General features: G+C 71.1%; 16 protein-coding genes. 6 read left to right on the plus strand and 10 right to left on the minus strand.

Annotated features, from left to right (window positions below; genetic code table 11):
- Positions 1-21 precede the first annotated feature (21 nt).
- Together AB0B94_RS06940 and AB0B94_RS06945 are read right to left on the minus strand one after the other, a co-directional pair.
- Entirely contained in the window at positions 22-2,055 is a 2,034-nt protein-coding gene (locus AB0B94_RS06940; RefSeq protein ID WP_357269389.1) for a hypothetical protein, read from the minus strand.
- 81 nt (positions 2,056-2,136) lie between these two features.
- Positions 2,137-3,378 carry an MFS transporter gene (locus tag AB0B94_RS06945; protein ID WP_357269392.1) on the minus strand — a complete coding sequence of 414 codons (1,242 nt, stop codon included), beginning with the start codon at positions 3,376-3,378 and terminating at the stop codon, positions 2,137-2,139.
- A 45-nt stretch (positions 3,379-3,423) separates the two neighbouring features.
- Here AB0B94_RS06945 and AB0B94_RS06950 point away from each other — a divergent pair, with 45 nt between their 5' ends.
- Positions 3,424-3,969 carry an ABATE domain-containing protein gene (locus AB0B94_RS06950; RefSeq protein ID WP_357269395.1) on the plus strand — a complete coding sequence of 182 codons (546 nt, stop codon included), beginning with the start codon at positions 3,424-3,426 and terminating at the stop codon, positions 3,967-3,969.
- 89 nt (positions 3,970-4,058) lie between these two features.
- Here AB0B94_RS06950 and AB0B94_RS06955 read toward each other — a convergent pair whose 3' ends face one another.
- The 7 genes from AB0B94_RS06955 to AB0B94_RS06985 all read right to left on the minus strand — a co-directional run bounded on the left by AB0B94_RS06955 (position 4,059) and on the right by AB0B94_RS06985 (position 10,298).
- Complete coding sequence (locus AB0B94_RS06955; protein ID WP_238667867.1) at positions 4,059-4,205, minus strand: hypothetical protein; 147 nt, start codon at positions 4,203-4,205, stop codon at positions 4,059-4,061.
- Positions 4,206-4,337: 132 nt separating this feature from the next.
- Positions 4,338-4,979, minus strand: coding sequence for a GNAT family N-acetyltransferase (locus tag AB0B94_RS06960; RefSeq protein WP_357269398.1), 642 nt, complete (start codon positions 4,977-4,979; stop codon positions 4,338-4,340).
- Between the two features lie 161 nt (positions 4,980-5,140).
- Positions 5,141-5,995 (minus strand): ABC transporter ATP-binding protein, encoded by an 855-nt coding sequence (locus AB0B94_RS06965; protein WP_357269401.1) that lies wholly within the window; start codon positions 5,993-5,995, stop codon positions 5,141-5,143.
- Complete coding sequence (locus AB0B94_RS06970; protein ID WP_357269901.1) at positions 5,992-6,975, minus strand: iron chelate uptake ABC transporter family permease subunit; 984 nt, start codon at positions 6,973-6,975, stop codon at positions 5,992-5,994. The genes AB0B94_RS06965 and AB0B94_RS06970 overlap by 4 nt, the downstream gene beginning before the upstream one ends.
- A gap of 116 nt (positions 6,976-7,091) precedes the next feature.
- Positions 7,092-7,880 carry a class I SAM-dependent methyltransferase gene (locus AB0B94_RS06975; protein ID WP_357269404.1) on the minus strand — a complete coding sequence of 263 codons (789 nt, stop codon included), beginning with the start codon at positions 7,878-7,880 and terminating at the stop codon, positions 7,092-7,094.
- Complete coding sequence (locus AB0B94_RS06980) at positions 7,877-8,881, minus strand: ABC transporter substrate-binding protein (RefSeq protein WP_357269407.1); 1,005 nt, start codon at positions 8,879-8,881, stop codon at positions 7,877-7,879. The genes AB0B94_RS06975 and AB0B94_RS06980 overlap by 4 nt, the downstream gene beginning before the upstream one ends.
- Before the next feature lie 202 nt (positions 8,882-9,083).
- Positions 9,084-10,298, minus strand: a complete 1,215-nt coding sequence (locus AB0B94_RS06985) for a cellulose-binding domain-containing protein (protein ID WP_357269410.1) — start codon at positions 10,296-10,298, stop codon at positions 9,084-9,086.
- A 436-nt stretch (positions 10,299-10,734) separates the two neighbouring features.
- On the opposite strand from AB0B94_RS06985, the gene AB0B94_RS06990 reads away from it, so the two are divergent.
- The 4 genes from AB0B94_RS06990 (at position 10,735) to AB0B94_RS07005 (ending at position 15,120) form a co-directional block, all read left to right on the plus strand.
- Positions 10,735-11,121 (plus strand): YciI family protein, encoded by a 387-nt coding sequence (locus AB0B94_RS06990; RefSeq protein ID WP_357269413.1) that lies wholly within the window; start codon positions 10,735-10,737, stop codon positions 11,119-11,121.
- Positions 11,121-12,398 carry a DUF6596 domain-containing protein gene (locus tag AB0B94_RS06995; protein ID WP_357269416.1) on the plus strand — a complete coding sequence of 426 codons (1,278 nt, stop codon included), beginning with the start codon at positions 11,121-11,123 and terminating at the stop codon, positions 12,396-12,398. Before AB0B94_RS06990 ends, AB0B94_RS06995 begins: the two co-directional genes overlap by 1 nt.
- A 13-nt stretch (positions 12,399-12,411) precedes the next feature.
- Positions 12,412-12,765 (plus strand): VOC family protein, encoded by a 354-nt coding sequence (locus AB0B94_RS07000; protein WP_357269419.1) that lies wholly within the window; start codon positions 12,412-12,414, stop codon positions 12,763-12,765.
- 222 nt (positions 12,766-12,987) lie between these two features.
- On the plus strand, positions 12,988-15,120 hold the full coding sequence (locus AB0B94_RS07005) for a ThuA domain-containing protein (RefSeq protein ID WP_357269422.1): 2,133 nt from the start codon (positions 12,988-12,990) through the stop codon (positions 15,118-15,120).
- Between the two features lie 474 nt (positions 15,121-15,594).
- On the opposite strand, the gene AB0B94_RS07010 is transcribed toward AB0B94_RS07005, so the two are convergent.
- A complete protein-coding gene (locus AB0B94_RS07010) occupies positions 15,595-18,285 on the minus strand; it encodes an RICIN domain-containing protein (protein WP_357269425.1) in 2,691 nt (896 codons plus the stop codon).
- Between the two features lie 613 nt (positions 18,286-18,898).
- Between AB0B94_RS07010 and AB0B94_RS07015 the strand changes: the two genes are divergently transcribed.
- Positions 18,899-19,981: a LacI family DNA-binding transcriptional regulator gene (locus AB0B94_RS07015; RefSeq protein ID WP_357269428.1), complete on the plus strand. Its 1,083-nt coding sequence runs from the start codon at positions 18,899-18,901 to the stop codon at positions 19,979-19,981.
- Positions 19,982-20,066: the final 85 nt, after the last annotated feature.

Consider the following 20,066-nt stretch of genomic DNA (forward strand, 5'->3'; position numbering starts at 1 on the left):
GTCGTCCCGGCGGGCCCGGCGTCACGGGCAGGGTGTCCGCGCGCAGACGTCGACGACCTTGCCGGTGAGCAGGAAGACCGCCTTCTGCTTCTGGGCTCCGGCCTGGGCGCGGGGGAACTCGTGCGGATCGTCGCCGAACTCCGGCCCGACCGGCGCGAGGTTGGTCGGCGGTGGCGCGTGGGCCGCGCCGCTGTTCCAGATCACGATCGCCGAGCCGGCGTACGGATAGCGGCGGATCGGTGTGATGCCCCAGTACGGGCGCACGTCCAGTGACCAGCCGTCGGCGAGCGCGGGGGTGTGCAGGCGCGCGCCGATGGTGCGCGCCTGCACCTCCGCCGCGGCGGGCGAGACCTGGTGGTCGCCGAAGGCCACGTGCATCAGCACCTGGTGCGCCGGGGTACGCGGTAGTGGCCGGTCGGTCATGTGCTGGGCGTACCCGTTGGCCTCGGACCGGTCCCACAACATTTGCAGCAGCGCGAGGATCAGTTGTTGGTCGACGGTGTCCGGGTAGTAGCCGTCCAGCACGCTCTGGAACGGTGCGAAGTCGACGCTGCGTTGCAGCAGCGTGGAGTAGTTCATCGCCGGTACGCCGAGCACCGACCGGGTCCAGTCCTGGGCGATGGCGGTGAGCGCGCCCCCGTTGATGCCGCCCTGGCTGTTGCCGTCGTAGTGCAGCCCACCGGCGCGGTTGATCAGCGGCCGTGCGGTGGCGTCCCGGAACGCCGGGTGGGCGGCGAACCCGTCCGGGTGGATCATCGCGCGGCCCAGGAAGAGGAAGTTCAGGAAGCTCTGCTGCAACCGGTCCGCCACCGCGGGGAAGACGCTGAGGTCGGTGAAGGCGCCGGCCACGAAGGGGACGTCGGCGGCGGCCATGCCGATCCAACTGGTGGCGCAGAAGGTGAAGTTGTGGGTGTTCGACATCGTCTTGACGTTGCCGGCGTTGATCTCGGTCGGTCGGCCGAGCAGTCCGTGGCCGTAGAGCGAGAGGTGCGCCGGCCGCGCGGCCGAGGCACTGCGCGGGATGTTGCAGACGAAGTCCGCCGCCACGGTCGCGCCGGACGGCGTGGGCAGGGCGTTCGGCGTGGGCGGCGTCCCGGCGCCGCCGGCCGGGCCGTAGTGCAGCCGGGAGCCGGGCCCGCCGTCGCCGGTCAGATAGGACGGAACGCCGATGGTGCCGGTCACCTGCCGAGCGATCAGCGGATCCTGCGCCGGCGCATAGTCGGTCACCTGGGTGACCGTGACCGACGGCGCGGCCCGGCCGAGGTCGGCGAACGCGTCGTCCCGGACCGCCAGCATCCGGCCGGTCAGCCCGTGCCGGCTGGCCACGGTGAAGTCCCAGGCCAGGTAGAGGCTGTGCCGTTTGACGCCGGTCCGAATCAGGTCGGTGACGATGCGCCTCACCTGCGGTCCCCGAGCGTCCCGCTGCTTGCGGCCGGCACCGGTCAGGTACGCGGTGAACGCCTTCGGCGCCGGGATCAACGCCCGGTTGCCGTCCCGTAGGCCGCGCAGCCCCACGACGTAGCGGGTGCCCTCGGTCAGCGCCACCGCCGGCCGGATGATCAGCAGCTGCCGGTCGGGCTGACCGGTGGCGTGCGCGTCCAGCTCGGCCCAGTACGGTGTGCGCTCACCGGTCCGGGTGTTGAGCAGCACGATCGGCGCGTCCGGCGCCAGCGAGCGGCCGATGTCGGTGACCGGGGCGATCCCGGTCGCCGCGGCGTCGAGGCCGGGCACCCGCAGCAGGATCGGCGAGCCGGGACTGAACCCGTCCTGCCGGTTCCACTCCGTCGGGTCGATCGGGGTTCCCTGCACGTTTGCGGGCATCGCTTCGGCGGCGAACCGCACCCGCTTGCCGGTGGGGCTGCTCCGGTCCGGCACGGTGAAGTAGTCGTTCGGGAACGGCAGCAGACAGGCGGTCGGGTCGATCGGGTCGCAGGACGGCTGCCCGACCGAGGCGGAAGTCGGTGGCGGTGCGGCGGGGGCTGCCGTGCCGAGCAGGACGGTGCCCGCTGTCACCAGCACGGACACGGCGAGGCGGAGCCCTCTGGAGGTGGTCACACGCATCTCCTTCGACGCTGGACGGCGGATCGATGCAGGGGCCGACGGTGGTGGTGTTCTTCCTACGCTCGTGAAAGAAGCTCAGCAAGCGTCGATGCGTCCGTCCGCGCCCGAGCACGGGTGCCGCCGCAACAGCAGGCCGCCCGCGATTCCCGCGACGATCGGGAAGGCGGCGACCAGCAGCAGTTGAGCGCTCGCCGACAGGGGGGCGGCGAGGCCCAGCAGCCCGGCGCCGATGGCCGAGGCCGCCACCTTCAATCCGGCGCCGATGGTGAAGACCTGGGTACGGATCGCCTCGGCGGCCAGCTGATTCCGGGCCAGGAACAGCGCCGCGGCAAGCGGCCCGGTGCAGAGGCCCGACAGCGCGAACAGCGCTACGGCCAGTGCCAGGGAGTGCACCGCGGCGGCCAGCGCGAGCGGTACGCCGACCGCGGCCATGGCCCAGACCGTCACCCGGGGCGCGCGGGACGCCGGCAACGGCCGCCATGCCCAGAGCAGCGATCCCACGAAGGCGCCACCGGCGGTCACGCTGAGGAGCAGCCCCGCTCGGCTGGGTTCGTGCGCGGCGGCAGCGAGGGTGGTGGCGACGACGGCCAGACCGCCGAGGCCCAGTTGACCGAAGCTGGTGGTGAGGGTGATCGTTCGCAGGGCTGGGATCCGGGTGATCGCGCGGGCGCCCTCGAACAGGCCGACCGTTCGTGTCTGCCCCACCGTGGTGGAGGCGACCAGACGCAGGGATGCGACGCCGAGGGCGCCGAGCACTGCGGCCACCGCAAGCGCGAGGATGCCGGCGCCCGGACTGGCGGCCGCCGCCACCAGGCCCACCGCCGCCGGCCCGAGCATGCCGGCGACGCTGTAGGACAACGAGTCCAGCGCGAACGCGCGAGCCTCCTGCCCGGGGCCGGCCAGTGCGGCCAGTCGGCTGGTCAGCCCACCGGTCAGCGCGGGCCCGCAGCACCCCGCCAGCGCGAGGACGAGGCAGGTCTGCCATAGCGGCGCGTGACCGAGCAGGGCGACCGGGGCGGCGAGAGCGGCGGCGAAGACGGCGATCGCGCCGGCCAACACTGCCGCCGGCCGTCGCGACCGGTCGACCAGCGCACCGACCAGGGGCGCGGCGACGACGTGTGGGAGGAGCAGGGTGGCGACCAACGTTCCGCCAACGGCGGCACTGTCGGTCCGGTCCAGGGCGAGGATCACCAGCGCGACCCGGGCGCCTTCGTCGGCGGTACGCGCCAGCAGCGCCGCGGCCAGGTAGTGGGTCAGTCGCCCGTCGCGGCGGGTACCGGGATCCGCGCCCGTCACCTGTTCAACCAGTGATGCCATCGCATCACTCTTGCATCGCATCACGTCACCGGTCAATATGGTGACGTGACGTTCGAGTTCATCGCCGACCGGCCGGTACTGGACTTCCTCCCCACGCTCGCCGAGCGCGGCCACACCGATGTCGAGCAGCTGACCGCACCGAGAGATGTCGCCGACTGGGCCGTCCAGGCCGGCATCGTGGAACGTCCACCCACTGTGGACGCCGCCGGGCTGAGCCACGCCAAGGCACTCCGAGAGGCGATGTTCCGCCTGGTCCAAGCCCTGATCAACGACACCGAGGCGATCCCGGCAGACCGTGAGCTGGTCAATGCGGCCGCGGCGGAGCCGCTACCCTCGCTACGGCTTGAGGCCGACGGGGTGCACCGCGACGGCGACCTGGCCGCCGTCCTGGCCGTGCTGGCGCGCGACTGTCTGGAGTTGCACGCCGGTGACGACCGTCTGGTCCTCCGCTGGTGCGCCGACGAGCACTGCACCCGGGCGTTCGTCGACCGGTCGCGCGGCGCGCGGCGGCGCTGGTGCGGCATGCGCGGCTGTGGAGACCGCGCCAAGGCGGCCGCGTACCGCCAGCGACGGCGCACTCCGACCCCCTGAGGGGCGACAGGCTCACGGTCGGTGGCCGACAGCCCGATCGTGCTCAGGCTGCCGGCCACCGACCGCACCAACGATGACTCACGGAAAGGTCACGCGGTGATCACCGGCCAGGCGTAGGCGAGCAGGGCGCAGGCGGCACCCAGAAGCGCGAGCGAGACACCCCTCGTGGGCAGCGGCAGGGCGGCGAGCACGATCAGGATGACGGCGATGACGTACAGAACTGCCTGGGCCGACATGTTGTTCTCCTCGATCAGGGGGGCGGGCGGCTGCCCGTCACCCGCCGAGATGCCCCCGGGCGTGAACGCGGAAACGTCCCGCCGATCACGGTTCGGCCCACAGTGCTACGACCGGCTCGTCCGGCACAGCGCCTACGTCTGGAGAAGGAGCGCCTCAGCGCCCACCGGCCGGAACCCCGCCGCCTGGAAGGCGCGCACGCTGCGCGCGTTGCCGGCGGCCTGCTGGGCCCAGACCGGCTGACCATCGGGCACCAGATGTCGGGCGGCCGTCGCCAACGCCCGCCCCAGGCCCCGGTGGCGACGCTCGTCGTCGACCTCAATCGCCGCCTCCCACCGGCCGGCCACCCCTCGACCGAGCACGACCACCCCGCCCTCGGCGGCCCAGACGCGAACGTCGTCACGGCGCCGACGGGCCCGCACCTCGCGGGGATGATCGCCGTCCGCAAGCTCGGTCAGCCGCAGCGGCGCCGGCCCGGCAAGGCAACTCGCGACGGTCAGCAGGTCGATCGTGTCCATGGACCGCCGGGTCCGGTCGAGCAGCGCACCCAGAAAGCGCGGATTCATCGTGGCCGCCAGGGAGTCACAATCGAGGATGGCCAGCGTACGACGTACCCACTGGGGATCTTCGTCGGTGAACACCACCGAGTGCCCGGTGAAGGCGATGACTCCGGCGTCGCGGCGGCTCGGCTGCGACACCACTGTCGTCCCGCCGTCAGGCGGCGGGAAGTGGCCGCGCGCCGCCGCGTCCAGGATGTCGGTCAACGTACGGTCCATTGTCGTCTCTCCTCGGCCCTTGACCGCACGGCTGCCGAGGGCGGACACGGCAACGCGCACCCCGCCCTTGCCGCAGTGCGGACCAAACAGTGTTCAGACATCCTCGCGTGTGAAGTACGGATCTGTGCGCCGCGGCGGCTCGACCCGCGCTCCGTCGGCGCCTACGTCGCCTGGCTGCGGTACCAGATCCGGGGTCGGCCGTCAGCGGCGATGGCAACGTCCGTCCGTACCTGGTACACCTGCTCGATCCGGCCGGTGGTGAGAACCTCGACGGGCGTACCCGCCGCGACCACTCGTCCGCCGTGCAACAGCACCAGCCGGTCGCAGTGCTGCGCGGCCAGATTGAGATCATGCAGGGTCACCACGACGGTGCTGGCCGACTTGGCGAGGAATCGCAGCAACTCCAGCTGATGCCGGATGTCCAGGTGGTTTGTCGGCTCGTCGAGCAGCAGCAGATCCGGTTCCTGTACCAGAGCGCGGGCCAGGTCCACCCGCTGCCGCTCACCGCCGGAGAGGCTGGACCAGCGCCGCTGCTCGAACCCGGCCAGGCCCGCCTCGGCGAGCGCGCGCCGCGCCAGGTCCACATCCGCGGCGCCGACCCCGGCGAGGCGTGGCCGGTACGGGGTCCGGCCCAGCAGGACCACCTCCAGTGCGGACATCTCCACGTCGGTGGCCACCTGTTGGGTGACCACCGCGATCCGCCGAGCCAGCGCACGCCGGGGTACCGCGTTGACCGCGACGTCGTCGAGCAGCACCCGCCCGGACTCCGGCCGGGTCAGACCGGCAAGTAGTCGCAGCAGGCTCGACTTGCCGGAGCCGTTCGGCCCGAGCAGCCCGACAGTGGCGCCCGGTTCGGCGGTGAGCGCCACCCCGGCCAGGATCCGCACGCCGGCCACGCCCCATCCGATCCCGTCCGCGTCCAGCCGCGCCGGCAACGCTGCCTCCGGGTACTGGTCACCGCCGGTCGCCCGACCACTGTCGCCCACTGCCCGACCGGCAGCGCCCGCCGCGATCACGGCGTACCCGTCCGGCGTCGCATGACCAGCGCGAACACCGGCACCCCGAGCAGCGCGGTGAGCACGCCCACCGGCAGCTCCTGTGGTGCGTAGACCGTCCGCGCCACGGTGTCCGCCCCGATCAGGAAGATCGCGCCGATCACCGCGCAGGCGGGCAGCAACGTCCGATGCCCGGAGCCGAACAGGAACCGTACGGCGTGCGGCACTGTCAGCCCGACGAAACCGATGGCACCGCTCGCCGCGACCAACGCGGCCGCCATCAGGGCGGTGACTGTGAACAGCAGCAGCCGGGTGCGTCCGGGAGAGAAGCCGAGCGAGCGGGCGGTATCGGTGCCGAACGCGAACGCGTCCAGCGCCGTGGCACTGGCCCAGCAGACCAGCAGGCCGACGCCGACAACCACGGCGCTCAGCGCCACCGATGCCCAGGAGGCCGCCGTCAGCGAGCCGAGCAGCCAGAACGTCACGCTACGGGTGTCCTGGGTGTGCGCGTCGGAGATCACGATCAGGCTTGTCACCGCGCTGAAGAGCTGCGAGACGGCCACCCCGGCGAGAACGATCCGGGTCGGCTCGCCGGCCCGCCGGCCGGCCAGCAGGAGCACCGCGCCGAACGCGGCCATGCTGCCGACGAACGCGCCGGTGGTCAGGTCGACCGGGCCGGCGCCGATCCGGATGCCGAGTACCAGCACCGCCACCGCTCCGGTGGAGGCGCCGGACGAGACACCGAGCAGGAACGGGTCGGCCAGCGGGTTGCGGGTGAGCGCCTGTAGCACCGCCCCGCACACCGCCAGACCGGCACCGACCAACGCGGCCAACAGCACCCGGGGTAACCGGAGATCCCACACGATGCTGTCCGGCAGCGGCGGTAGCGGCTGGACCGGGAGGCCCACATGGCTGGCCACCGCGCGCAGGACGGTGCCGATCGGCAGATCGGCCGAGCCCACGCTGACCGCCGCGGCGGTGGTGACCAGCAGCAGGAGCACTGCCAACGGAAGGACGTACCGGCCGTTTCTCGAGATGCCAGCGAGGGGTGGCGGGTCTCGTCGCGTCGACCCGTGCGGGCCGCTCGCCGGGATGAGGGATCGTGCGACTCGCGGGTTCATCGGCGGGCGAACACCACGTAGTCGTCAAGGTACTGCCAGACGGTGCCGACCTCGGCGAACCCGGCCGTGCGCAGGGCAGCCAGGTGGAACCCCAGTGCGGCCGGGGCCTGCGGCGGGCGGTCGGCGAACCTCCGTTCCCGCTGGGCTGCCAGGCCGGCCAGTTCCGGGTGTCGGGCCGCCTCGGCGTACCAGGCGGAGTAGGTGAGCGCTCCGGCAGCGAATGTCTCCTGCTGCACCTGCGCGTCGTGCCGACTGGCGATGTCGCGCAGGGTGGGCGCCGACTCGTCGTAGCGGAGGTGGTCGGCGTTGAGCAGCACACCACCGGCGGGCAGCAACCGCGCCGCGGTGGTGTAGACCCGCAGCAGTTGCTCCGGCGCGAGCCAGTGCAGTGCCGTCGAGGTGAGCACGGCGTCGATCCGCTGTCCGGTCAGCGTCTGCTCCCAGCCGTCGGCCACCAGGTCGACGTCGTGGACCTCGACCCGCCGGGTGTACCGGTCCAGGGCACGCCGCGCCACCGTCAGCAGAATCGGGTCGTAGTCGACCGCGACGGCGGTGGAGCGGGGGAACCGGGCCAGGATCCGGTCGCTGATCGCACCGGGACCGCAGGCCAGATCGAGGATCGCGAGATCGTCCGGGCAGTGCAGCCGCAGCACGTCGGCCATCGCGTCGAACCGCAGGTCGCGGTGGGCCACGTAGGCGGACTGCTGGTCGTTCCAGAGTTCGAGCAGGCGGCGGGCGGCCGACTGGTCGAGCGCGGCGACACCGGTGCCGGCCGGCCGGGTCATCGGACGGTCCCGTGCAGGTTGGCGCCGACGAGTTCCGCCGCCTGAACGCTGCGGATCGACGGATCCATCGACGAGCCGGGCACTGTGACGAACCGTCCGGCGACCACCGCGTCCAGCTTCGACGTCACCGGGTTGCGGCGCAGGAAGTCGATCTTCGATTGAGCACTGTCGCCGTCTCCACCCCTGGTCAGATCGGCCAGCACGATCACCGCCGGGTTGCGTTTGGCGATCTCCTCCCAGTTGCCGGCCGGCCACTTCTGGCTGGCATCGGTGAACGTGTTGCGGGCGCCCAGCAGTGAGCTGATCGCGTCCGGAACCCCGCCGTGCCCTGCCACGTACGGGGTGCTCGTTCCGGAGTAGTACCAGAGGAGTGACGGTCCGGCGCTCGGCGCGGCCGTCGGCATCGCACCTCGGGCGGCGTCCAACCGACTCCGCTGCTCGTGGATCAGCTTGTCGGCCCGCTCCGGCACGCCGAAGACGCCGGCGATGTCGCGGATCTCATCGAAGATCCCGTCGAAGGTGACCGTCCGGGTCGCGTCCGCCGGCTTCTCGCAGGCGAACCCGGAGAGGTACGCCGGTACGCCGAGGGTGGCCAGCTCAGCGCGCGAACCAGCGGCGTCCGGCGCGTACGCGGAGGTGTAGGTCGAGTAGACGAAGTCCGGGTTCGCCGCCCGGACCGCCTCTCGTGAGGGGTAGAGCTTGGCCAGCACCGGCACCTTCTCGTACGCGGGGCGCAGGTCGGGCAGCACCGGGTCGGTCTGGTAGCTGGTGCCGACCATCCGATCGGCGAGACCAAGGCTGAGCATGATCTCGGTGGCGTTCTGTTCCAGTGCGATCGCGCGCCGGGGTGGCGCGGGGACGCTGACCGGCAGTCCGCAGTTGGTCAGGTGGATCGGGGTGGCCGGGTGGTCCTGCGCGGCCGGCTCGGCGGCTCCACCATCGGAGCAGCCGGCCGCGGCCAGCACCAGGCACAGACCCGCCTTAATGAAAACGGTTTTCATAGCCGCGAACATATCAACAGCACCTCCGCGGCCTGGCAGGCGGGGGTGCGGTACGCCAGCCGGCGGCGGACGCCAGCCCACGTTCCGGCCGCCCACTCACGCCGACGCAGTCGAGGGTGTGACCCAGGTTCCGGGTCACACCCTCGACACATTCATCACCATTGCGGGCGCCGCTGACGGGCCCGTCCACGACCCCGAAGGGTCAGCAGCCGATCCGGCTGGACCCCAGCGCGACGTCGTCGTACCAGAGGGTGTCGGCTCCGCCGCCGTAGCTCTCCCAGCCCAGCTTCAGGTCGGTGAGCTGCGGCCGCCAGGTGCGGTTGTACCACTGGCCGTCGATGTCGTGCGTCGGTGCGCCGTCCGCGGTCAGCCCGGGGATGGCGGTGCCGTCCACCCAGGTACGCAGCTGACCGGCCGCGCCGTCCACCATGAACTCGACGCAGGTCCACCGGTTGGTGGGTAGCGGCAGGCTCTGCGCCACCCCGGCCGGGCTCTGCTCGGGCAGTGTCGCGTCGTCGGAGGCGCGGTTCCACTGCAGGGCGCCGTTCTGGCCACCCAACCGCAGGTCCTTGTTGCCGTCGGCGGCGTCGGCCATCGCCATCATCGTGGTGTGTTCGGTGGGCTGGGCGGTGGTGTGCCGGACCCAGATCCGGCCGTACCGCACGTTGCCCACGCTGCCGAGGTTCTTCGTGGATCTGATGAAGACGTGGTTACAGTACCCGGCGGCGCCATTGATCCGGACCGACCGGCTGCCGCTGTGCGTGGTCGCCGTGTCGATGGCGGCGCTACCCGCGCCGGAACAGTCCGGGCTCACCACGGCCCAGTCACCGGACGGCGTCGACCCGGTCTGGCCCTCGAAGCCGTCGCAGAGCACCGCGCCGGCGCACCCGGTCGGCGGCTCGGTGGTGGGCGGCGGGGTGGTCGGTGGAGGTGTCGTTGGCGGCGGGGTGGTCGGCGGCGGGGTGGTCGGCGGAGGGGTCGTCGGCGGCGGCGTGGCGCCGTTGCACGGCACGCCGTTCAGGCTGAACCCGGTCGGCGCGCCACCGCTGGAGCCGTACGTGCCCTGCAACCCGAACTCGGTGGAGCCACCGGCCGGGATGCTGCCGTTGTACGACGCGTTGCGGGCGGTCACCGTCGATCCTGACTGGCTGACCGTGGCGTTCCAGCCGCTGGTGACCCGCTCGTCCCCGGCGTACGTCCAGGTGACGGTCCAACTGGAGACGGCCGCGTCCCCCGGGGAGACCTTGACGGTGGCGGTGAATCCGCCGGGCCACTGATTGGGCGTGTAGTCGACCCGGCAACCCTGGGCGGCTGTGGCCGGGCCGCTGAGCACCGCCGCTCCGGTTGTGGTCGCGGCGGCGGCCAGCGCGGCTACGACCACCAGGGTCGCGGCGGGGCGGGCACGGAAAATCGTCATGAAGGGTCCTTCTGCCATCGAGCTGAGCGGAGGCGGCACGGCGGCGCGTCCTGGACGGACACGGCGCGACATCGTGCCCTGGATGTGGCGCGGCGGTGCGCCACAGCGACCGGTCGCGCGTACGACCGAAATGCCCGGCTCGGGGTGGACCTGTCAGCCGCCGACGGCCCGGTCCCCCGGACCCCGGCGGCGCCCACCCTCAATCTATTGACGATTGCCTATTGAATCAAGCGGCGGCGACGCTCCCCGCCACGTCGATCATGCAGTTTCAGCTGTCGACATGGGTGAGATGCTCCGTATGTCGGGACAGCAAGTGCAAGATCGCGGAGCCGGGACAGGGAAAGAATGTTCCGGGACCCGTGTCGATCCGCGGGCCGCCCGTTCGACGTGGGGATGCTGGAGCCGGGAGACGGCCCCGTCGGACGAGGAGAACGCGATGTCGAAATACATGTTGATCATGCGGGGCACCGATGAGACGAACGCGGCCATGATGGCCAACATCGACGAGATGATGGCCAGCACCCGCCAGTTCATCGAGGACATGATGAAGGCGGACGTCCTCGTCGCGGCCGAAGGGCTCGACGACCCACGCCAGGGCGTCGTGGTCGACTTCGGCAGTGAGGCACCGGTGGTCACCGACGGTCCGTACGGCGAGACCAGGGAGTTGTTCGGGGGCTACTTCCTGCTCGACGTCGCCACGAAACAGGAGGCGGTCGAGTGGGCCAGGCGGGTCCCGGCGGTCCGCGGGTCCACGATCGAGGTCCGGCGGGTGGCCGAGGCCGACGAGGTCCCGCAGGGTGGCGAGAGCAACGGCCAGGCCTGATGGGTACGGCCGACGTCGAGGCCGTCTGGCGGATCGAGTCGGCGCGGATCGTGGCCGCGCTGACCCGGCTCACCGGTGACTTCGGGCTGGCCGAGGACGCCGCCCAGGAGGCGGTGGCCGAGGCGCTGGTGTCCTGGCCGCGTGCCTCTCCGGCCAATCCGGCCGGGTGGCTGATGGCTGCGGCCCGGCGGCGGGCGATCGACGCCATCCGCCGCCGGGTCGCCCTCCACAAGCGATACGCCCTGTTGGCGGCCGATCCCGCCCTCGACCAGGAGATCGACACCGACGCGATCGTCGACGACGTGCTGGCGCTGATGTTCGTCAGCTGCCACCCGGTGCTCACCCGCGAGGCGCGGGTGGCGCTGACCCTGCGGGTGGTCGGCGGGCTGTCCACCGAGGAGATCGCCCGCGCGTTCCTGGTGCCGGTACCGACCGTGCAGGCCCGCATCACCCGGGGCAAGAAGGCGATCGCGGCGGCCGGGGTGCCGTTCGAACTGCCGCCCGCCGATGAGCGCCGGGAGCGGCTGGGCGGTGTGCTCAGCGTCCTCTACGTGATCTTCACGGAGGGGTCGACGGCCACCTCGGGCGACCGGCTGCTGCGCCCCGACCTGGCGTACGAGGCGATCCGGCTGGCCCGCACACTTGCCGCGCTACAGCCGGACGAGCCGGAGGTGCACGGCCTGCTCGCCCTGTGCGAGCTGACGGCCGCGCGCTTCCCGGCCCGGACCGGCCCGGACGGCACCCCGATCCTCCTTGAGGACCAGGACCGCCGGCTGTGGGACTTGCGCGCGATCCGCCGTGGGCTGGCCGCGCTGGCCAGGGCATCGCAGCGCGGCCTCGGCCCCTACGGTCTACAGGCCGCGATCGCGGCCACGCACGCGTCGGCACCGTCGGTCGAGGAGACCTACTGGGCCCGGATCGTCCGGCTCTACGAGATGCTCGGCCGGGTCGCGCCCTCGCCGGTGGTCGACCTCAACCGGGCCGTCGCCGTCGCCATGGCCTCGGATCCGGCGCCAGCCCTGGCCATCGTGGACGAGCTGATCGCCGCCAACCGGCTCCCCGGGTCACACCTCGTCCCGACCGTACGCGGCGAGCTGCTGACCCGCCTCGGCCGGCTTCCGGAGGCGCGCACCGAGCTGGAGCTGGCCGCCCGGCTCTGCGCCAATCAGCGCGAACGCTCGGTGCTGCTCGCCAAGGCGGAAAGGCCGTCGCGGTACGGGTTGCCGGCCGGATCAGGGCCTGACGGTCGGCATAATCAGGGGGCATCGATTGCCTGAGCTGGAGGCCCCCATGCGCGTCATCCGCATTCTGCCCAACCTTCCGGTGGCTGACGTCAGCGCCGCCAAGGGCTTCTACACCGACTTTCTCGGCTTGAGCACCGAGGCGTTCAACCTGGGTTGGGTGGCCCGGTACACCTCGCCCGACCCCGACGTGGCTGTGCAGCTCGTCTCCGGCGACGCGACCGCGCCCGAGGACTCGATCATCAGCGTGCAGGTGGACGACGTGGACGGCGCCTGCGCCGAGGCACAGCGGCTCGGCTACGAGATTGTGCACCCGCTGACCACCGAGCCGTGGGGCGTGCGCAGGTTCTTCGTCCGCGCTCCGGACGGCAACGTCATCAACGTGGCGGCGCACCACGCCTGAGGTCATCTCGACAATCCCGAGGGATTGACCGTCGCAGACGCCCAAGGTTAACTGCACATCAGCGATGTGGATCGATGTCATCCGGATGCCGGCAACCCGGCACTGTGGCACCGCTCCGCGTCGTCTCGACATCGCCCTCGTTTCGGCGGACGTGGGCACACCGGGGAAGTTCCCGGGGTGCGAGACCCGCATCCGCACGACGATCCAGAGGAGATCGTGTCGATGAAGATGACGCCGCCGCTACGAATCGCGCTCGCTGTCCTGCTCGCCGTTGGCGTCGCCGCCGTCGGGCCGGCCGGGCCAGCGACCGCGGCCCCCGAGGCCGCACCGCTGGGCAAGGTCCTGGTTTTCTCCAAGACCGCCGGCTTCCGGCACTCCTCCATCCCCAACGGCATCGCCGCCATTCAGCAGCTCGGTGCGACGAACGGCTTCACCGTCACCGCCACCGAGGACGCGGCTGCCTTCACCACTGCCAACCTCGCCCAGTACCAGGCGGTGGTCTTCCTCAGCACCACCGGTGACGTGCTCAACGCCGGCCAGCAGGGCGCCTTCGAGGCGTACGTGGCCGCCGGTGGCGGGTTCGTCGGCGTGCACGCCGCCGCCGACACGGAATACGACTGGCAGTGGTACGGCGGGCTGGTCGGCGGGTACTTCGCCTCGCACCCGGCCACCCAGCAGGCGACAGTGCGGGTCGAGGACCGGGCCAACGCCTCGACCGCGCACCTGCCGTCGACCTGGACCCGCACCGACGAGTGGTACAACTACCGGACCAACCCCCGCTCGGCGGTCAAGGTGCTGGCCAGCCTCGACGAGTCGTCGTACACCGGCGGGTCGATGGGTGGTGACCACCCGATCACCTGGTGCCACAGCTATGGCGGTGGACGTTCCTGGTACACCGGCCTCGGCCACACCGAGCAGAGCTACGCCGACCCGAACTTCACCCGCATGCTGCTGGGCGGCATCCAGGTGGCGGCCGGGGCGGTGGCGGCCGACTGCCGGCCGGAGCCCGGCTACACCCCGCTGTTCGACGGCACCCAGGCCAGCCTCGGGCAGTGGCGGCAGGCGGGGCCGGGCGGCTTCACGCTGGCCGACGGCACCCTCACGTCAAACGGTGGCATGGGGTTGCTCTGGTACCCGGTGCGCACCTTCGCCAACTACTCGGTCAAGGTCGACTGGATGATGCCGGGCGACGACAACGGCGGGGTCTTCATCGGCTTCCCCGATCCGCAGGGCGACCCCTGGGCCCCGGTCGCCGCCGGTCACGAGATCCAGATCGACGCCACCGACGGCGACCCGACGCGCACCACCGGCAGCGTCTACAGCTTCCAGGCACCCAACCAGGCCGCCCGCGCGGCGGCGCTCAACCCACCCGGCTCCTGGAACACCTACGAGATCGGGGTGCACGGACAGCGGGTCGAGATCTGGCTCAACGGCGTCAAAATCAACGACTACGTCAGCAGCCGGGCCATCGCCAACGGCTACATCGGGTTGCAGAACGACGGCGCCGGCATGGACATCAACTACCGCAACGTGCGGATCAAGACCGACGGCCCGAGTGAGCCACCCGCCACCGACCTGGCCCAGGGCCGGCCGGTGACAGCGTCCAGCGTCGAGCCGGGCAGTGCGCACGCGGCGGCCAACGCCGTGGACGGCAACACGACCACCCGCTGGGGCAGCGCGTACGCCGACCCGCAGTGGATCACCGTCGACCTGGGTGCCGCGTACGCGATCAACCGGGTGCGGTTGGCCTGGGAGGCGGCGTACGCGCGGGCGTACCAGGTCCAGGTGTCGCCGGACAACGTCACCTGGTCGACGGTGCACACCACGACCACCGGAGACGGCGGCGTCGACGACCTCACTGTCACCGGCACCGGCCGTTACCTGCGGGTGTACGGCACCCAGCGCGCCACCCAGTGGGGCTACTCGCTGTGGGACCTCAACGTCCACGGCATCGCCGCCGGTGGCACGGTGCTCTCCCGGGGCAAGCCGGTCACCGCGTCCAGCGTGGAGCCGGGCAGCGCGCACACGGCGGCCAACGCCGTGGACGGCAACACGACCACCCGCTGGGGCAGCGCGTACGCCGACCCGCAGTGGATCTCGGTGGACCTCGGCGCGTCCCGCACCCTCGACCGGGTCCGGCTGACCTGGGAGGCGGCGTACGCGCGGGCGTACCAGATCCAGATCTCCCCGGACAATGTCACCTGGTCGCCGGTGTATACCACGACCACTGGCGACGGCGGTGTGGACGACATCGCCATCTCGGCCACCGGCCGCTACCTGCGCGTCCAGGGCACCCAGCGGGCCCTGCCCGCGTACGGCTACTCGCTGTGGGAGCTGGAGGTGCACGGCAGCTGAGGAATCCTTTGCCTACCTGCAACTCCGCGGCGGAGACGGCGGTGCCGAACTCGACGCCACCGCCACCGCCACCGCCATCGACCAGACCGTTGCCGCCCCGCAATTCACCAAGACGTTCCTCCTCGAGGCTCAGACAGGCAGCTGACGGGTAGGTAAGTCGGGCGGTTGCCGAGGCCGTAGAGCCCGACCATGTCGGTGGCTCAACTGCGTCCGCAAGATGGTTCGCCAGTAGCCAGCGGACTCCAACTGCCAGTGCGCGAGTTCGACCGTCCGAGCACTCAGCCGCGACACCCCGGGCCTGGCTCACGTACGGGTAGTGAGCGGACCAGGCCCGCGTCTGTCCGGTTCGGTAGCTCTCGTCCTCGCCGTGATTGGATCGCGCCGACTCGGGGGCACAAACCGTGCCCCCGAGTCGGCGCGACATTCGGCAGCCCGTTACCGGCGGCCGAACTTGACACCCACCTCTGCCACTGGTCAGGCGGGTACGAACTGCCATTGCTGGTTGGTCCCGCCGTTGGCGGCCCACTGCACGACCTGCGCCCCGTCGCTGGTCGAGGCGGCGTAGACGTCGGCTGCGAGTCCGCTGCTGCGGCTGACGACGGTGTAGTAGCCGTCACCGGTGGGCCGCAGGTACCACATCTGGTTGGTGCCGCCGTTTGCCGACCACTGCTGCAGTTGCAGGCCCTGCGTGGTGCTGCCGGCGTTGACGTCGAGCATCTTCCCGGAGGCGGTGTAGCGCAGGGTGTAGGCATCCTGGGCGGTGCTGATCGTCCAGGTGGGGGTGCCGCTCTGCTGGGCCGCCTTGGCGCCGTCGGCGGTGGAGTTGCCGGCGATGGCGAGGGGCTTGCCGCTGTTCCGGTTGACGATGCGGTAGGTGCCGGGTGCGGGCCCGGTTCCGCCGCTTCCGCCAAGGTTGAGGTACTCGACCGCGTCGGTGAAGACGGTGCTGCCGGACTTCGTGGTCGACAGTTGCAGGTACACGCGGCTACCGGTGGCGGGGGCGGTGAAGGACACCGGTTGGGTGACCCGTGAGCCGAGCGGGATGGTCAGGTTGCTGCTGCCGGAGGCGACGACCGCGCCGGTCGGGCTGTCTAGCCGGGCGGTCCAGGCGAAGTTCACCGAGGTGTTGGTGAAGTCGTCGTTGAACACGGTGATGTTGCGGGTCACCGTGGCGTTGCGGGCGTAGCTGGGCACGGCCTGCGGCAGCGGGAAGGTGCCGTTGGAGTCCGAATTGCCGGAGGCGGACCAGTACGGGAGGTCGACCGCAGCCACCGGGTTGAACGCCGCCTGCACGCGCTGGATCTGCGGGTTGCTCCACGGGTCGGGCAGGTTGTCGGCGCCGTAGATGGGGTGGCCGCCCTCCTCCGGGGTGAAGTCGGTGGACCGCACGCCGGGCACGACGCTGGCCCAGGCGGACAGCAGCGTGTACGGGCGCAGGTCGGTGGCGCCCTTGCCTCGCTTGGCCAGGGTTGCCGTGGCGAACCACTCGAAGCCCTGCTTGTTGTTGCATGCCGGCCAGATGTACTCGCCCTCGCCGTCGGGCCGCCCATTCACGGTGATCAGGCCCTCTCCGTACCTACCGAAGCCGTCGACGTAGTGCGGGATCACCGCGAAGTTGGCGTACGTCATCCCGGGATACAGGCTGACATTCCCGCCGACGCCCACCTCGACAATGATCGGCCGGGTGCCGTCGGCACCGTTCATCGCCGCGTACAGGTCCTTTTCGAACTGTTCGGAATCCTGGCCGCTCTGGTTCGGCTCGTTGTTCTGACTCCAGCGGATGATCGCGGGGTGGTTGCGGTCGCGCAGGACCAGCGCGCGGGCGTGGTTGATCATGTTGTCGCGCCCGACGGAGTTCTGCCACTCCTGCGAGGACTGGGAGCCGCGAATCGCGACCTCGTCGATGATCATGAGGCCCATCTCGTCGGCGACATCCAACATGTACGGGCTTCCGGGCTCCTGGTGGATGCGCACCACGTTGTAGTTCAGCCGCTGGTAGTTGTCCACCGCCTGCGGCCAGCCGCCGTTGCCGGACGACGGGGGCAGGAAGCCGGGCAGGGTGTGGTACGCGTCGCCCTTGCCGCCGTTGTTGATCCGGTCGTAGTCGGCGCCCTGGAGGTTGTCGCCGCGGAAGTTCACGCGCACGCCGTTGAGGTAGTAGTAGTCACCGTTCTGGGTGGCCTCCCGGAACCCGAACCGGTACTTTGCGTCGCTCGTCCGGCCGTCGTCGGTGACGGCATGCACCGTCAGCCCGTGCAGTTGCGCCCGGTACCCCGACCGGTACGGCACGTTGGGCCACCAGTACGAGGTGCTGTCGAGGTTCCACGCGACCGGCCCGACGGTCACGGTCGCGGTCGAGCGGGCCGCCACGGTGACCGTACGGCTGGGCAGTGCCGGGTAGCTGAAAGCCGTTCCGTTGCTGGACGACAGCGACCCGGTCAACGTCACCGACCGGGCACTGCCCGACGTGTTCCGCACCGTCACGTCGTAGGTCAACGTCTTGTTCGCCACCGACGTACGCACGAATGCGTCGCTGACGTACACCGCCGGGTACACCCGCAGGAACGCGGACCCGAAGATCCCCTGCGGTATCGCCTCGGACCACGTGGCGGCGTCGGGCACCAGGTACCGGCCGTTGGATGCCTTCAACGCGCCGCGGCCCTTCACGTTCACTGTGATCGTGTGGGTGGTGCCGGGCGCCGCGTATGCGCTGATGTCGAAGTTCGACGGGGTGAACGCCGTCGTTTGAGTGGCGACCACGCGGCCGTCGACCGACAGTGTCGCCTGGTGGTTGACGGCGCCGAACTCGATCCAGGTCGACTGCGGCTGCCCCGAGTCCGGCACGGTGATGCTGCGCGAGTACACCGCCTCGTTCACGTCGGTGAAGCCCTGCTTGTACCACCCGCCACCGGGTACCGCGATCGTGGTCGCCGCCCGGCCCGCGGGCGTGAAGCCCCAGGTTCCGGCCAGGTCGACCGAGGCGATCGCGGCGTTCCCGGCCGCCACACCGTCAACACCAGCGGCCGCGGCACTCTGCGCCGCTACCGGCGCGGCCAGGGCCGACCCGTGGATCGCCAGGGCCACGCTCGCGGCGACCACGGCTACGGCCAGCCCTCCAGCCGCTGCCGGCAACCAGCCGCGCCACCGGGCGTTCGAACGATGCATGCCAACCTCCTGTGACTCATCCGCCAGCTCCGCGACACCGGTTCAACGCCCAGCCTCAAGGCCGATACTCGAACCGATTCGACGAATCCGCCAGCGTCGCCGACCACCGGGGAAGGGTGATTACGGCCCGATACATAGGTATGCATTAATGGGCGCATCGAGCGTGAAGTCAAGGTTTCAAGACGCTTACTTCCTGCTGCGGGACGTTTCGCAGGCTTCGATTGGCCGCCGCTGAGTACGACCCTTCCGGAGTGTTAGGACATCGCGCTCAGGCATGCTGCGTCGCCGGCTCACCGACGCGGCACCGATCGAATAGCGAATCGATTCGCCGCTGCGGCACCGGGCCGCGTGACACGTCGAAGACGTGGACAGCGACTGCGGCCCTCGGCGAAGTCGGCGGGCGGCCCCGCCTGACCTGTTCGGTTCGAAACTGCGGTTAGGGTGTTGGCAAGCGACGTGCTTCGCCAGCGTCAGGGGCGGGTTACGGGATCTTGATGGCGAGTTTCTGACTGCGTAGACATGACTGCGCAATCATACAGGACTATGGCCGGCGATGGGAGGTGCCGTGACGCGACTAGCGAGACCGGGTGGAAGCCCTCCGACGCCGCGCAGCGTGGACGTCGCGCGGCTGGCCGGCGTCTCCCAGAAGACGGTGTCCAGGGTCCTCAACGACGAGCCGTATGTCTCGGCCGACGTGCGCCGGCGGGTCCTGGACGCCGCCGCGGAGCTCGGCTACCGGCGCAACCAGGCGGCCCGGGCGCTGGCCTCCGGGCGGACCCGGTCGATCGGCGTGGTGACGCTCGGCAGCGCTCTGTACGGGCCGGCGTCGTGGCTCATGGGCATTGAGCGGACGGTCCGGGAGGTGGGCTACACGCTGCGGGTGGCCACCACGATCGAGGGCGACCCGGGCGGCATCGCCAGCGCCCTGGCGTCGCTGCTGGACCAGGGCGTGGACGGCGTCGTCATCTCCGAGCCGATCGACGAGGGCGTCGGCCTCATCAGTGTCGACGTGCCGGTCCTAGTCCTCGGCGCGCCGCCCACCTTCACCGCGCCGCAGGTGGTTACCGCCAGGGTCGGCGCCGGCCGGCTTGCGCGGGCCGTGACCGAGCACCTGCTGGAGTTGGGGCACGCGACCGTCCATCACCTGGCCGGCCCGCAGCGGTGGTATTCGGCACGGGACCGTCTCGCCGGCTGGCGCGAGGCGCTGCGAGCCCACGGCGCGCACGAGCCGCCGGTCGTCGAGGGCGACTGGTCGGCCGCGTCCGGCTACGCGGCGGGCCGGGAACTGGCGGGCGACGGCACCGTTACCGCGGTGTTCGCCGCGAACGACGACATGGCGATCGGTCTCATCCGCGCCCAGCTCGAGGCCGGGCGCCGGGTGCCCGAGGACATCAGCGTCGTCGGGTTCGACGACATCCCGGTCGCCGCCTACGTCACTCCCCCGCTCACCACCGTGCGGCAGCCGTTCGACGAGGTCGCGCGGCAGGGCCTCGCGCTGCTGGTACAGGTGATCGAGAAGCCGGACGTCGAGCTTCCACCGGCGGCCGACCAACCGGTCGAGCTCGTCGTCCGCGCCTCGACGGCGCCACCACCGCCCCAGCCGATCCCCGGACGTGGCCGCCGTGCGAGCCCTCATGCCCACGGTGGCCCGCACGGTCAGCCCGCCGGCAGCGACGTCCCATCCACCCAGCCCTGATCAGCGTCGATCTGTCCACCTACGGCGGCACGTCACCCGAGACCCGCACCAGCCGTCGCTGACGAGCGGCGCTAGCACCCGCGCG

This window comes from Micromonospora sp. NPDC048986 (genome assembly GCF_040649335.1).
GTDB lineage: Bacteria > Actinomycetota > Actinomycetes > Mycobacteriales > Micromonosporaceae > Micromonospora > Micromonospora alfalfae.